The organism is Dickeya sp. NCPPB 3274 (assembly GCF_000406205.1).
In the GTDB taxonomy this organism is placed as follows: domain Bacteria; phylum Pseudomonadota; class Gammaproteobacteria; order Enterobacterales; family Enterobacteriaceae; genus Dickeya; species Dickeya fangzhongdai.
In genome coordinates, this window is the sequence record NZ_CM001979.1 from 3555930 (window position 1) to 3569770 (window position 13841).

General features: G+C 57.6%; 11 protein-coding genes. 4 read left to right on the forward strand and 7 right to left on the reverse strand.

The genetic code is table 11. The features are described 5' to 3' along the window. Positions 1 to 125 precede the first annotated feature (125 nt). Together DXX3274_RS15835 and DXX3274_RS15840 are read right to left on the reverse strand one after the other, a co-directional pair. A complete protein-coding gene (locus DXX3274_RS15835; protein WP_042860593.1) occupies positions 126 to 890 on the reverse strand; it encodes a YkgJ family cysteine cluster protein in 765 nt (254 codons plus the stop codon). A 358-nt stretch (positions 891 to 1248) separates the two neighbouring features. Then, positions 1249 to 1923: an ATP-dependent Clp protease proteolytic subunit gene (locus tag DXX3274_RS15840; protein ID WP_042860594.1), complete on the reverse strand. Its 675-nt coding sequence runs from the start codon at positions 1921 to 1923 to the stop codon at positions 1249 to 1251. 226 nt (positions 1924 to 2149) lie between these two features. On the opposite strand from DXX3274_RS15840, the gene hutC reads away from it, so the two are divergent. Then, positions 2150 to 2899 carry a histidine utilization repressor gene (gene hutC, locus DXX3274_RS15845; RefSeq protein WP_042860595.1) on the forward strand — a complete coding sequence of 250 codons (750 nt, stop codon included), beginning with the start codon at positions 2150 to 2152 and terminating at the stop codon, positions 2897 to 2899. A 286-nt stretch (positions 2900 to 3185) separates the two neighbouring features. On the opposite strand, the gene acnB is transcribed toward hutC, so the two are convergent. Beyond that, positions 3186 to 5750: a bifunctional aconitate hydratase 2/2-methylisocitrate dehydratase gene (acnB, locus tag DXX3274_RS15850; RefSeq protein WP_042860596.1), complete on the reverse strand. Its 2565-nt coding sequence runs from the start codon at positions 5748 to 5750 to the stop codon at positions 3186 to 3188. Positions 5751 to 6216: 466 nt separating this feature from the next. Between acnB and DXX3274_RS15855 the strand changes: the two genes are divergently transcribed. The 3 genes from DXX3274_RS15855 to DXX3274_RS15865 all read left to right on the forward strand — a co-directional run bounded on the left by DXX3274_RS15855 (position 6217) and on the right by DXX3274_RS15865 (position 10021). Next, entirely contained in the window at positions 6217 to 7473 is a 1257-nt protein-coding gene (locus tag DXX3274_RS15855; protein ID WP_238556131.1) for a PTS transporter subunit IIC, read from the forward strand. Between the two features lie 218 nt (positions 7474 to 7691). Next, entirely contained in the window at positions 7692 to 9305 is a 1614-nt protein-coding gene (locus tag DXX3274_RS15860) for a sensor histidine kinase (RefSeq protein WP_042860598.1), read from the forward strand. Between the two features lie 23 nt (positions 9306 to 9328). After that, the gene (locus DXX3274_RS15865; RefSeq protein ID WP_042860599.1) at positions 9329 to 10021 is read left to right on the forward strand and encodes a response regulator; all 693 of its coding nucleotides are present in this window, start codon (positions 9329 to 9331) and stop codon (positions 10019 to 10021) included. Between the two features lie 87 nt (positions 10022 to 10108). Here the strand turns inward: DXX3274_RS15865 and hutH are convergent, their stop codons facing one another. The 4 genes from hutH to DXX3274_RS15885 are packed head-to-tail and all read right to left on the reverse strand — an operon-like array spanning position 10109 to position 13831. After that, entirely contained in the window at positions 10109 to 11611 is a 1503-nt protein-coding gene (gene hutH / locus DXX3274_RS15870) for a histidine ammonia-lyase (RefSeq protein ID WP_042860600.1), read from the reverse strand. Positions 11612 to 11620: 9 nt separating this feature from the next. Next, positions 11621 to 12403: an ABC transporter ATP-binding protein gene (locus DXX3274_RS15875; RefSeq protein WP_042860601.1), complete on the reverse strand. Its 783-nt coding sequence runs from the start codon at positions 12401 to 12403 to the stop codon at positions 11621 to 11623. Continuing rightward, positions 12396 to 13112 carry an ABC transporter permease gene (locus tag DXX3274_RS15880; RefSeq protein WP_042860602.1) on the reverse strand — a complete coding sequence of 239 codons (717 nt, stop codon included), beginning with the start codon at positions 13110 to 13112 and terminating at the stop codon, positions 12396 to 12398. Before DXX3274_RS15880 ends, DXX3274_RS15875 begins: the two co-directional genes overlap by 8 nt. After that, on the reverse strand, positions 13109 to 13831 hold the full coding sequence (locus DXX3274_RS15885) for an ABC transporter permease (RefSeq protein WP_042860603.1): 723 nt from the start codon (positions 13829 to 13831) through the stop codon (positions 13109 to 13111). The genes DXX3274_RS15880 and DXX3274_RS15885 overlap by 4 nt, the downstream gene beginning before the upstream one ends. Positions 13832 to 13841 lie beyond the last annotated feature (10 nt).

The window sequence follows — 13841 nt, forward strand, 5'->3', positions numbered from 1 at the left end:
GTGCGATGAAATAGCAAAGAAACGACACCGTTTATCCCGCACGAAATCATTCACTGGTCAAACAGGCATCACCATTCACAAAACACCCTGGCTGTTTGTCAACAGCTGTAAACGGCATTACGCCGTCAGGCGGCTCGCAAGCCGATAAAACCATAATACTGCGACTGCCCGGTGATGGCCTGGGCGCCGGCCTGCTGTAACGACGCCAGCACATCTTCGCCGGAAACATGGAACTGCCATGCCCGGCTGAGCGCCGCTTCGGCATGCTCTTCGGCGGTGAATTGCCCGGCCAGCTCCAGCGCCGACGTAAAGGCGCTCATATCCGGCAGGTAGGCCGTGAAACCATCGCCTTTCAATGCGCTGGTGGCGATCCCCAGCCAGTTGCAAATCGACGCCTTAATGTGAACATCTTCGCGATCCGCCTGACGGGAGCGTTCGATCAACGCCTGCGTCTCGTTGTCCACCAGCCGGTCCGAGACAATCAACGTGTCTCCCTGCAACCAGGCCTCCGGCGGGCAGTCTTTATTGACCTGCCGCAACGGAATATGCGGGTTAATCTCCATCGGGTAAATACGGCACACCAGCGGACGCCGATCATAAATCCGACAGCGCAGATCCTCATCCAGATGCCGGCAGGAATCAGGGTTGTAGGCCGCGAAAGTGATCGCGATAAACGCCCGGGTTTCGCCGCTGATCACGTCACAAGAGCGCGACTGGGCATGCTGGCGCTGTTCCGGCAGGATACCGACGCCATTTTGCAAAAACCCTTCGGCAAGAATAATGATTTGCCCACCGTCCGACGCCCATTCACGGGCTTCAGCCAGTGTCAGGGGTACATGATGCCCCATGCAGCATTTGCCGCATCCTACACAGGAAAACGATGTATCCATTGATGATTGACCCTTATTTAAAACCTACGCGCACAGAACAGGAAGAGACCTGACCGAGGCCGTTTCAGTGAACGGTTGAAACCGATGAAAACGACCTCTCTGATGATGCCTGAAGTCACTATTTAGGCTCAGGATTTCGTAAAGATAACGTCAATATAACGTTAAGGATCGATATTTTGATAAATTTACAAAATGTGGCGCGATACGGCGCAGCTCAGGTAAGTACTGGGCTGCGCCGTATTCGCCGACTCGTGAGAGGATCAGGCAATCGAACGATCGACTGCCTGTAAAATGAAGGGATGGGTAACGCCGCGCCTATCTTAAGCTAAGGCGAAAAACACCGGGCGCGGGCAGGCAATTACCCTTTATTCCTGTCCTGCCCATCACTGATAAAATAGGCAAATTCGGCGGCGTGAATCCGATCTTCGGTCGCGGTCGCTATTCCGATCTTCTCCGCTTCCTGATTGTTCAGAAACAGATGGGCGTCTTCGCTGTATAACGCTTTGTTCATCGCCTCATCGCTCAGGGTCGTGCACTGGCGGTAAACATTTTTCAGCATGCCGACGTAATGTTCGGACCACTGCCGCTTGAGTGCCAGGCTGTCTGGCGCACTGCTTTTCTCATTCTGATTGACGGTCGGCGGATGAATCAGGATAGCGGTATCGGTCAGCATGATCCTATTCCTGGCGCCGCAGAACAGCATGGTGGCGGCAGACGCCGTCATTGATACATCGACGGTGGTGACGGGAATACGCGAACTTTTGATCGCCAGATAGGCGGCGTGCCCGCTATCCAGATCGCCGCCCTCGCTGTTGATATATAGATAAAGATCATGAGCGTTTTTGAAACGCATATTGGCTTCGTCCAGCGCCATCGTCAGCTCGTTAATCTTTTCCTGATTGATATTTCCGTTGAAATACATTTTTACCGCGGTGACGGCATCTGGCGCGATGCCCGGCGTGGTTACCGTTTTCAGATTTGCCATCGCGGTCACAGGTAACAAAGCCAGCAGCAGGCAGAGGCGTTTATTCATGATCTTCTTCCTCGGTGGTTATCCAGGTTATCGCACGCAATACCGTGCCAGACAGCATGTAACTTACTGTGTTACAGGCCGTCTTTCCGTGGAAACGCCAAAACGTAACCGGATGTGATGGACATTTCACGTCAGCGGTTTTGTTGCCGAAGAGAACCGGTTGTCTATACAGGATTGGTCGTTGTTCGCTACACTGCGATCATCTGTTGCCTTTGAGGATGACGCCTTGACCGACCTGCAAACCGCCTCCCAACTTGCCGCCGCCATGAGTGATACCCCCGCGCCGATCTACCAGCGGGTAAAACAGGCGATTATCAGCCAGATTCGCAGCGGCGTCTGGCAGTCGCATCAGCGGGTGCCGTCGGAAAGCGAACTGGTGAATGAACTGGGCGTTAGCCGTATGACCATCAACCGGGCGTTGCGGGAACTGACCAGCGAAGGATTCCTGGTGCGGATGCAGGGCGTAGGCACGTTTGTGGCGGAGCAGAAGGCGCACACCGCCATGCTGGAAGTGCACAACATCGCCGATGAAATCGCCGCCCGCGGTCATCGCCACGGCAGCCGGGTGCTGGTGCTGGAAACCCTTAACGCCGATGGCGATCAGGCCGCGCAACTGGATATCGCCCCCGGCCAGCCGCTGTTTTACTCGCAAATCGTGCATTACGAAAACGACGTACCGGTACAGCTGGAAATTCGTTACGTCAACCCGCAGGTGGCGCCGGACTATCTACAGCAGGATTTCACCCGCGATACGCCGCACAGCTACCTGAGCCGCGTCGCGCCGCTGACCGCCGGCGAGCACCGGGTGGAAGCCGTCGCCGCCGAACCGCATCAGCGCGACCTGCTGGCGCTGGGCGAGCAGGAACCCTGTCTGCTAATCCGCCGCCGCACCTGGCACGGCTCGCGGGTCGTCACCGCCGCGCGTCTGTTTTATCCCGGTTCCCGCTATCAGCTATTCGGCCGTTTTGGCGGCTAGTCGGTATTCACTGATAGTTCTGACCGCTGCAACCCGCCGGTTAAAAAGACAAAAACCTGATTTGCGCCATGCCGTTATCAGCATGGTAAAAATCAGGTTCTGCAAGAAATACCACGAGCGGTAAATCGCGTGATCGATAGTCAGGAAAGCGGGCGGAATCGGCAATGTTGCATCACAAGGGGAGACAAGTTCCACATCAGAGCCAAAACCACCCGCTTTTATTCAGTACCTATTGGTTATCGCTAGCTATGTTATACCGCCGAAATGCAATGTCATGACAACGCCGTTAACGAATATAGCGGTCAATCAAATTGAAGTTCAGATAGCGGTAAGTGTCGTCCGCGGTCTTGTCCACCTGCGCCATGTACTGCTGGTATTCCTCCGGCGTCGGCAGACGCCCCAGCAGCGACGCGACCGCCGCCAGTTCCGCTGACGCCAGATACACATTCGCGCCCGCGCCCAGCCGGTTCGGGAAGTTACGGGTCGACGTCGACACCACCGTCGCGCCATCCGCCACCCGCGCCTGGTTGCCCATGCACAGCGAACAGCCGGGGATTTCGACCCGCGCGCCGCTCTTGCCGAATACGCTGTAGTAGCCTTCTTCGGTCAGTTGCGCCGCGTCCATCCGCGTCGGCGGCGCCACCCACAGCCGGGTCGGCAGCTGCCCTTTGTGCTGATCCAGCAGTTTGCCGGCGGCTCGGAAGTGACCGATGTTGGTCATGCACGAGCCGATGAACACTTCATCAATCTTGTCGCCCTGCACAGCGGACAGCAGACGCGCGTCGTCCGGATCGTTCGGCGCGCACAGGATCGGCTCCTTGATATCCGCCAGATCGATGTCGATCACCGCGGCGTATTCCGCATCGGCGTCGGCTTCCAGCAGTTGCGGGTCCGCCAGCCATTTTTCCATGCCCTGCACACGACGCTCCAGCGTACGGCGATCGCCGTAGCCTTCGGCAATCATCCACTTGAGCAGAATGATGTTGGAGTTCAGGTACTCGACGATCGGCGCCTGGTTGAGCTTGATGGTACAGCCCGCCGCCGAGCGCTCCGCCGAGGCGTCGGTCAGTTCGAACGCCTGCTCCACCTTCAGGTCCGGCAAGCCTTCGATTTCCAGAATGCGGCCGGAGAAGATGTTTTTCTTGCCCTTTTTCTCCACCGTCAGCAGACCCTGCTTGATCGCGTAGTACGGGATCGCATGCACCAGATCGCGCAGCGTGATGCCCGGCTGCATCTTACCCTTGAAACGCACCAGCACCGATTCCGGCATATCCAGCGGCATCACGCCGGTGGCGGCGGCAAACGCCACCAGACCGGAGCCGGCCGGGAAGGAAATCCCGATCGGGAAACGGGTGTGGGAGTCGCCGCCGGTGCCCACCGTATCCGGCAACAGCATGCGGTTCAGCCAGGAGTGGATCACGCCGTCGCCCGGACGCAGCGACACGCCGCCGCGGTTCATGATGAAATCCGGCAGCGTGTGGTGGGTGTTGACGTCCACCGGCTTCGGATAGGCGGCGGTATGGCAGAAGGACTGCATCACCAGATCGGCGGAGAAGCCCAGACAGGCCAGGTCTTTCAGCTCGTCGCGGGTCATCGGGCCGGTGGTGTCCTGCGAGCCGACCGAGGTCATCTTCGGCTCGCAATAAGCGCCGGGACGAATGCCGGCGACGCCGCAGGCGCGGCCGACCATCTTCTGCGCCAGCGAGAAGCCGCGGCTGCTCGGCGCCACGTCTTTAGCATGACGGAACACGTCGCTGTGCGGCAGGCCCAGCGACTCGCGCGCTTTGGACGTCAGACCGCGGCCGATAATCAGCGGAATACGGCCGCCCGCGCGCACTTCATCCAGCAGCACGTCGGTTTTCAGTTCGAAGCTGGCCAGCAATTCGTTGCTGTCGTGGTGACGCACTTCCCCCTGATACGGGTAGATATCAATCACGTCGCCCATGTTCAGCCGGGCGACATCCACCTCGATCGGCAGCGCGCCGGCGTCTTCCATGGTGTTGAAGAAAATCGGCGCGATCTTGCCGCCCAGCACCACGCCGCCCGCGCGTTTGTTCGGCACGTTCGGGATATCGTCGCCCATGAACCACAGCACCGAGTTGGTGGCGGATTTACGGGACGAGCCGGTGCCGACCACGTCGCCGACGTAGGCCAGCGGGAACCCTTTCCGGTTCAGCGCCTCGATTTGTTTGATCGGACCGACCACGCCGGGCTGATCCGGCTCGATGCCTTCGCGGGCGTTTTTCAGCATCGCCAGCGCGTGCAGCGGAATGTCCGGACGCGACCAGGCGTCCTGCGCCGGGGACAGGTCATCGGTGTTGGTTTCGCCGGTCACCTTGAACACGGTGACGGTAATCTTGTCCGCCAGTTTCGGGCGGGACAGGAACCACTCGGCGTCGGCCCAGGATTTGACCACCTGCCGGGCGTGGGCATTGCCGGCGTTGGCTTTTTCTTCCACGTCGTAGAAATTGTCGAACATCAGCAGGGTGTGAGATAACGCGTTGGCGGCGACCGGGGCCAGAGCGGGATTATCCAGCGCTTCAATCAGCGGCTGAATGTTGTAGCCGCCTTGCATGGTGCCCAGCAGCTCGGTGGCTTTTTCCGGGGTAATGAGCGGAGAAACGGTCTCGCCTTTGGTGATGGCAGCCAGGAAACCGGCTTTGACGTAGGCCGCCTCATCAACACCCGGCGGAACACGATTGACTAACAGATCGACTAAAAACTCTTCTTCTCCGGCGGGGGGGGTTTTCAACAATTCCACCAGTGCCGCCATTTGCGAAGCCTCTAGCGGTTTGGGTACGGTACCCTGTCGGGTACGTTCGGCGACATGCTCACGATATTCTTTCAACACAGCACGTTCCTCATAAGCTCAGATAATTCACTCGTAATCGGGTTAATCAGCACGATTCCTGCTGGCGGTTACTCACGTTTTTTAAATAGAAAACACTCAGTCCGTTCACAATAAACCAAAGAATTTTATTGGCTGGCGATTTAGCACTGCTGAAATAAATTAAATAATCATTTCACTTAACATTTTCAGTTATGTCACTTAACATGAAATAGATAAAAGCCGCCAAATTCGAATGCCGGATGACGGTAAATAAAGAAAAATAACAAATCAATGGAATAATAATTAAAAGCATAAAATTCATTTAATTCTTTTTATTTATCCATCAATGTGATCGCCGATCAACTTTCACTGACAGGATCGCAGTTACTTTACCCCGGTCAAAAGATTATGAATAAAGGGGAATCCTGTGTTTCAATTTCTTATCGAGCTACTAAAAGACGCCGCCATATTGGTTAGTCTTTTTACCATGCTGGGAAATATCATTCAAAAGAAGAATATTAACGATATTATTACTTCAACAATCAAAACCTATCTTGGTTTTGTCATTCTTTTCGCCAGTGCAAACCTGCTTATTTCTCCGTCACTGAATAATTTTTCAAAAATATTCCTGACAGCCTTTCACGTTCAGGGCATTGTGCCCAACAACGAAGTTGTTATCGTCGTCGCCATGGAAAAACTGGGCCAGCTCTATTCTTCGGCCATTGCCGCCGGGCTTATCGGCGCTATGTTTTTCAATATTTTGCTGGCTAAAATCACTCCGCTTAAATATATCGTCCTGTCCGGGCATCATGTTTTTTTCATGGTAAGCTGCCTGACGATCATTGCCATGCTGCACGGTATTTCCGTTTCCAACTCAGCTTTACTGGCGACCTTTATTACCGGGATATGGTGTGTTATTTCTCCGGCACTGCTGGTGCGTTATTGCCGTCAAATTGACAACTGCGACGCATTAAGACAATCCGGCGATTTCTCTATCGGCCAGTTCGGCTCCACCAGCTATATGCTGGCCGGCTGGTTAGGGGAAAAGCTGGGCAATAAAGAAAATGATGCGGAAAAACTGGCCATTCCAACCAGTATTGGTTTTTTAAAAGACAAACAGGTTTCGACTTTCTTTGTGATGCTGTTGTTCTTTGTTGTCTCCGCGCTGGTCGCCGGCGCCGATCATGTGCAGGCGATTGCGGACGCAGGCAATAAAGACCACAGCCATACCAATATATTTCTGTTCCTGCTGAAACAATCCGGGCTGTTTGCTGCGGGTGTCTACATGCTGACCCGCGGCGTGCACATGTTTATCGAAGAACTGATTCCGGCGTTTAAAGGCATCAGCGATAAAGTCATCAAGAAATCGATTCCGGCGATTGAAATCTATTCGCTGTTTCCCTATTCCAATAACGCCGTCTTTATCGGTTTCATCTGTTGCACCATCAGCGGCTTCCTGACCATGATTCTGTTGCCGGTGTTTGGTTATCCGGCGATGGTTCCCAGCCTGCTGTTTACGTTTGCCAGCGGCGGCGGCGCGGGCATCATCGGTAACGCCACCGGCGGTATCCGCGGCGCGATAATCGGCGCAGTGGCCTGCGGCATCATCTCCATTGCCGGCTCCGCATTCATTTTCCAGCCGATCCACGACGCCGGCGTCGATGCGCCGACCACCTACTCGACGACCGATTTTACGTTGCTGGGTCTTTCGCTGCACAGCGCGTTATCGTTGTTGAATCGCTAACAGCATTGCTGTTATCACTAAAAACATTGACGTGGCCTGGCGCAATCAGGCCACCTATCTGTTTCAATAGCATCGTGTGACACCCGCAGCGCGTAACACCGTTTTCCTGCGGTTCGCGATATCGGCAACCTTTCCGTCTGGCGATGGTATCTTTGCCCCCTAGCCCCACAGGGTGATGCGGTGTTTACCCCGTGCAACCATGACTGACGAAATCCACCATGTCCGAAGCCATAACCGCCGGCAGCGAGCCGAGCAGTTCTTATAAGTATCAGATAATACTTTACTATTTCATTACCTCGCTGGCCGTGGTGGTGGCGACCGGCTGCGCTGTTTTTCTCGTTATCAGCAACCTGCTCTATAACGACGTGGCGGATAAATCCAAAAACCTGGCGTTGATCCTCTCGCAAGACTCCGCGCTCAAACAGGCGGTCAACGGTCGGGATCAGGCGACGCTGCGTAGCCTGATCGATCAGCGCTACGCCCGCAGCGATGCGGATTTTATCGTCATCAGCGACCCGGATAACATCCGCCTCTACCATCCCGACCCCGCTCAGGTGAACCTGGCCATCAAGGATATCGGCAACATCGCCCTGCTGCGCGACGGGAAAAGCTATACGGTCAACAATACCGGCTACTCCGGCGCCTCGGTAAAAACGCGCGCGCCGTTTATTCTGGATGGCAAATATATCGGCTACGTGTCGGTCGGGTATACGGAAGCGCACCGCAGGGATCTGCTGGCGGACTATTTCTCCCCATTCTTCGGCCTGCTGATTTCCGTATTTATCCTGATCCTGCTGGGCGGCGTGTTTTCCTACCGCCTGCTGAAAAAGCAGATGTCCGGCCTGACGCCGGAAATGATCAACTATAAATATCAGGTGCGCAGGGCCATTCTGCACGCCATTTACGACGGCGTGATCGCCGTCAGCCCGGAAGGGCGCATCATCGCCATCAATAACGCCGCCAAAAAGATGCTCTCCATCGACCATCCTCACGGCCCGCTGACCGGACACAAGATTACTGATTATGTGGTACCGGCCGATTTCTTCTTAACCGCCGAGCGTCAGGAGCGCCACGATGTGGACGTCGCCTTTAACGGTTCGACGTTTATCGCCAACCGGACCATCATCCTCAATCAACAGGATGAGTTTGCCGGTTTTGTGATCAGTCTAAGGGAAAAGACCAATGAAACCCTGATGACCCAGCAGGTCAACCACATTAAACATGAAAGCGAAGAACTGCGAGTTATCAGTCACGAATTCAAAAACCGCCTGGCCGTTATCTACGGCCTGATTCAGTTGGGAGAATATGAGCGGGTCAGTCAGTACGTCGCACAGGAGAATGCCCAGCTACAACAGTTTTATGATGCGATCATCAAATCCTTTCACTGCCCGTGCGTTGCCGGGTTGATCCTCGGGAAAGTGGGGCGCGCGGGCGAACTGGGCATCGATCTGCGTATTGACCCGCTATCCTATTACACCGGCGCGGACGCGCCGCTGAGCGCCGAAGAGATGGCCTGCATCATCGGTAATCTGCTGGACAACGCGCTGGAAGCGACGGTGAAAATGCCCGCCCAGGCGCAATCGATCGAGCTGTATCTCAATGACTGTAGTGATGAAATCGTGTTGTCGGTTCAGGATAATGGTCCCGGTCTCAGCCAGATAGCGGCAGAAACGCTGTTTGAGAAGGGCGCGACCAGCAAACCGGGCCGTCATCACGGCGTCGGGTTGTATCTGGTACAGTCACTGGTGCAGAAAGCGCGGGGCGAGTGTCTGGTCGATGCGGCCGACGATAACGGCGGTGCGGTTTTTTCAGTTTACATCCCCAAGATTTAACAAAGAGTTAGAAGATTGACGCTATGGAAAACAAGATCAGCGTATTTTTGGTTGAAGATAATCACGACATGGCTTTCTTCATTGAAAGCTTCATCAAAAAACACCCAGAATTTTTGCTGTTAGGAAGCGCCGATACCCTTGCCGATGCCCGGATAGCCATCGCCGCCCAAAAACCCGATCTCGTGATGCTGGATAACTATCTGCCCGACGGCACGGGGATCGACATCATGAAACATCTGCGCACCACGCAGCCGGATATCGACGTCATTTTCATCACCGCCGCCAACGACATCGACACGATTAAAACGGCGATACGCCACGGCGCCTGTGACTATCTGGTCAAACCGTTCATGCTGGAAAGGCTGGAAGAAGCGTTAAAAAACTATCTGATGTTCAACAGAAAGGTACGCCAGAAATCGCATCTGCCGCAGGAAGAGATCGACCGGGTAATACGCCAGTCAATCCCCTATAGCGCGCCGACGGGATTCATCTATCCGAAAGGCATCGATGAACTGACGCTCAATCAGGTACGGGCGGCATTTTCCGGCGAAAACGTGCAGCACACCGCCGACAGCCTGAGCGATACGATCGGCATCAGCAAGTCTACCGCCCGGCGCTACCTCGAATACTGCAAAAACATCAAACTGCTGGAAGCGCACATTCAGCACGGCACCGTCGGGCGCCCCCAGCGCTTTTACCGTCTGACATTCAATTAACCGGCATCGCTTGCCGGTTGCCTGCCCTTTCCCTCGTTCCCGCTATCGATTATTCGGGCGTGTCTGCGCCTGCCCGTTCGGGTAGGGCTAGTCGTCCCAACAGAGATCCTGATGCCGCAGCACCTGCACCGCGCTGGCGATATCCGGCGCCAGCCAGCGATCGTCCTGCCAGACGGCGACCTGCTGACGCAACACCTGCCACGCCCGCTGAGTGCCGACGCCGGCATGATCCGGGCCGAGAAAATCCAGCGCCTGCGCCGCCAGCAGATACTCGATCGCCAGCACGTGCCAGACGTTTTCGGCTAGCTTCAATAACTTGAGCACCGCCGGGGTACCCATGCTGAGGTGATCTTCCTGCAGGCCGGAGGTGACAAAGTTATCCACCACCGCGGGCTGCGCCAGCAGGCGGTTCTCGCCGCAAAGCGAGGCGGCCACATACTGGGCGATCATCATGCCGGAATTTACCCCCGGCTGGGCGACCAGAAACGGCGGCAACCCGCTCACCAGCGGATTGATCAGCCGGTCCAGCCGACGCTCCGCCACGCCCGCCAGCTCGCATAACCCCAGCGCCAGACTGTCCGCCGCCAGCGCCACCGCTTCGCCGTGCGGATTTGCCTGCGACACCACCCGCCATTGTTCCGGCGTACCCAGCACCAGCGGGTTATCGGTGGCGGCATTCAGCTCCATCTCGATGCGCTGCGCCGCCGACGCAAACTGATCGCGACAAGCGCCGTGAATTTGGGGGATGGAGCGCAGACTCAGCGCATCCTGCGTGCGAATGCCTTCGCTTTGGGCGATGATCCGGCTCCCGGCCAGCAGAGCGCGCACCCGCTGCCCGACCTGTTGAATGCCTGCGCTCGGTTTTAACGCCAGGACTTCAGGGTCAAACGCCACGATCTGCCCGCGCAGCGCCTCAAAGCTCATCGCGCCGGTCACATCGGCCCAGTCCAGTTGCCGCGCGGCGTCATCCAGCGCCAGACAGGCGAGCCCGGTCATGCACGGCGTGCCGTTGACCAGCGACAACCCGTCTTTCGCCCCCAGCGTCACCGGCGTAACGCCAATGCGCTGCAACGCTTCCGGCGCGGGCAGCACCTGCCCTTGCAGTTCCACCTCGCCGACGCCGATCAGCGCCAGCCCGATATGCGCCATATGGGTGAGATAGCCGACCGAGCCTTGCGACGGCACGCACGGCGTGACGCCCTGATTCAGCAGCGCCAACAGCGCCTGCACGATATCAGGCTGAATCCCCGACTTACCGTGACTGTAATTGGCGATCGCCGCGCACATGATGGCGCGGGTCTGTTCAACGGACAGCCGCGGCCCCACGCCGCAGGCGTGGCTCAGCAAGGTATTGCGCGACAGCCGCGCCAGGTCCGCCGTCGGCAAGGTCACGTTGCATAACGCGCCCAGCCCGGTATTCACGCCATAGGCCAGCGTTTCGCTGTCCACAATCTGTTCGACGATACGCCGCGACTGGCGCATACGCCGCCAGGCTGCGTCGCTCAGGCTCAGGCGCGCGCCGTGGCGCGCTACCTGCACCAGTTCATGCCATGCCAGCGGCGCGTCCCCCCAGCAAACCTCAGTGTTCATGTTGCCCTCCTACACGGTCTGGTGACTGGCGATAAATTGCTGAAAACGCGGTGAGCTGTCGCCGCCGAACATGGCGTCGGGCGCGCCCTCGCAGTCAATCCGCCCCTGATGCATGAACACCACCCGGCTGGACACGTGGCGGGCAAACCCCATTTCATGGGTGACCACCAGCATCGTGCGCCCCTCTTCGGCCAGCCCGCGCATCACTTTCAGCACGTCGCCGACCAGTTCCGGGTCCAGCGCCGAGGTCGGCTCATCGAACAGCATGACCTCCGGCTCCATCGACAATGCGCGGGCAATCGCCACCCGCTGCTGCTGGCCGCCGGACAGTTGCGTCGGATAAAAGTGCCGCCGTTCATACAACCCGACTTTCGCCAGCAACGCCTCGGCCTGCCCGACGCATTCGGCGCGCGAACGCCTGAGGATATGCAACGGTCCTTCGATGACGTTTTGCAGCACCGTCATGTGGCTCCACAGGTTGAAATTCTGGAACACCATCCCCAGCCGGGTGCGCAGCCGTTCCACCTGACGCCGGTCGGCCGCGACCTGATGACCGAGTTTATGGCGCTTCATCAGGATCATTTCGCCGCTGACGGCGACCGTGCCGTCGTCCGGCGTTTCCAGCAGGTTGATGCAACGCAAAAAGGTGCTCTTGCCCGATCCGCTGGCGCCCAGCAGCGAAATCACTTCGCCTTTGCGCGCATCCAGCGAGATGCCTTTCAGCACGTCAAGCGCGCCGAATGATTTGCGGATATCGATCATCGATAAGGTTATGGGGGCGGTTTTATTCATGCTCTCTCCCGGAAGACGTCGGCACGGCGGCCAGATTCGGCGACAAGGCGCGTTCCAGCCAGGCAAACACCCTGACAATAATGAAGTTCAGCAACAGGTAAATCAGCGCGGCGCAGATAAACACCTCCAGCGTGCGGTAGGTGCGCTGGATTATCTGTTGCGCCACGCCGGTGACATCCCACACCGTGACCAGGCTGGCCAGCGCGGTGGATTTGATCAGCAAAATCGCCTCGGTCGACCAGGCGGGCAGCGCGTGACGCAACGCAACCGGCGCGATGATGCGGCGCAGCAGCAGCCAGCGCGACATACCGCACGCCAGACCGGCTTCAATCTGCCCGGCGGGAATGGACAGCAGCGCGCCGCGCAGAATTTCCGCGGTATAACCGGCGGTGCACAGCGCCAGCGCCAGCACGGCGCAGCTGAACGGGTCGCGCAGCACCGGCCAGAACAGGCTGTCGCGGACCGTGCTGAACTGCCCCAGCCCGTAATAGACCAGAAACAGCTGAATCAGCAGCGGCGTGCCGCGAAAGATCAGCATATACAGACGGGCAAACCCGCTCAGCGGCCAGACCGCGCTGACCCGCATCGCCACCAGCAGCACCGAGAGCACCGCGCCGACCGCGAACGAGGAAAAAAACAGCCCCAGCGTCACCGGCAGCGCCGACAGTAATCGCAGGAACGTCTGCGTCAGAAAGGCAATATCGATCATGACGGCTCCTGAATCGTCTTACGGCGATAAGGCTGGGACAAGATCCGCTCCAGACGGGCAAACGCGGTATTGGAAAACACCGTCAGGATCAGATAGATCGCCGCGCCGGAGAGGTAGAACAGAAAATAGTCGCGGGTCGATCCGGCGGCCATCTGGCTGGCGCGCATCAGCTCGACAATGCCGGTTACCGAAACCAGCGCCGAATCCTTCAGGCTCATCTGCCAGACATTGGATAATCCCGGCAGGGCAAAGCGGATCACCTGCGGCAGCAGAATCCGCCACCCGATGCGCCAGCGCGGCATGCCCATAGCACTGGCGGCCTCAAGTTCACCGCTATTCACGGCCAGACGCGCCGCGCGGTATACCTCGCCCTGATACGACGCGGAAATCAGGCCGATCGCCAGCGCGCCGATCAGGAAAGGCGGCAGTTCGATAAAGCCCTCGGCCCCGAACCAGCGCCCAACCTGCGTCAGCACGCCGGAACCGCCGAAATAGAACAGATAGATGATCAGCAGCTCCGGAATACCGCGAAACACGATGGAATAGGTCTCACCCGCCACGCGCCAGAGCCGGCGCGTGGACAGTTTGGCCGCGGCGACTGCGGCGCCGACCAAGGCGCCGATCAGCAACGCCGCCATCGTCAGGCACAACGTGGTCAGCGCGGCCATCGCCAGCAAGCCGCCCCACCCCTGATCGCTGAAATCTAACAGGGCCAACATAGCGTTTCCT

Bases quoted from the DNA above. Each gene is read 5' to 3' on its own strand.
- DXX3274_RS15840 (WP_042860594.1), bottom strand. From the start codon at position 1,923: ATGAATAAACGCCTCTGCCTGCTGCTGGCTTTGTTACCTGTGACCGCG.
- DXX3274_RS15880 (WP_042860602.1), bottom strand. From the start codon at position 13,112: ATGATCGATATTGCCTTTCTGACGCAGACGTTCCTGCGATTACTGTCG.
- DXX3274_RS15885 (WP_042860603.1), bottom strand. From the start codon at position 13,831: ATGTTGGCCCTGTTAGATTTCAGCGATCAGGGGTGGGGCGGCTTGCTG.
- DXX3274_RS15855 (WP_238556131.1), top strand. From the start codon at position 6,217: ATGCTGGGAAATATCATTCAAAAGAAGAATATTAACGATATTATTACT.
- DXX3274_RS15875 (WP_042860601.1), bottom strand. From the start codon at position 12,403: ATGAATAAAACCGCCCCCATAACCTTATCGATGATCGATATCCGCAAA.
- DXX3274_RS15835 (WP_042860593.1), bottom strand. From the start codon at position 890: ATGGATACATCGTTTTCCTGTGTAGGATGCGGCAAATGCTGCATGGGG.
- DXX3274_RS15865 (WP_042860599.1), top strand. From the start codon at position 9,329: ATGGAAAACAAGATCAGCGTATTTTTGGTTGAAGATAATCACGACATG.
- hutH (WP_042860600.1), bottom strand. From the start codon at position 11,611: ATGAACACTGAGGTTTGCTGGGGGGACGCGCCGCTGGCATGGCATGAA.
- DXX3274_RS15860 (WP_042860598.1), top strand. From the start codon at position 7,692: ATGTCCGAAGCCATAACCGCCGGCAGCGAGCCGAGCAGTTCTTATAAG.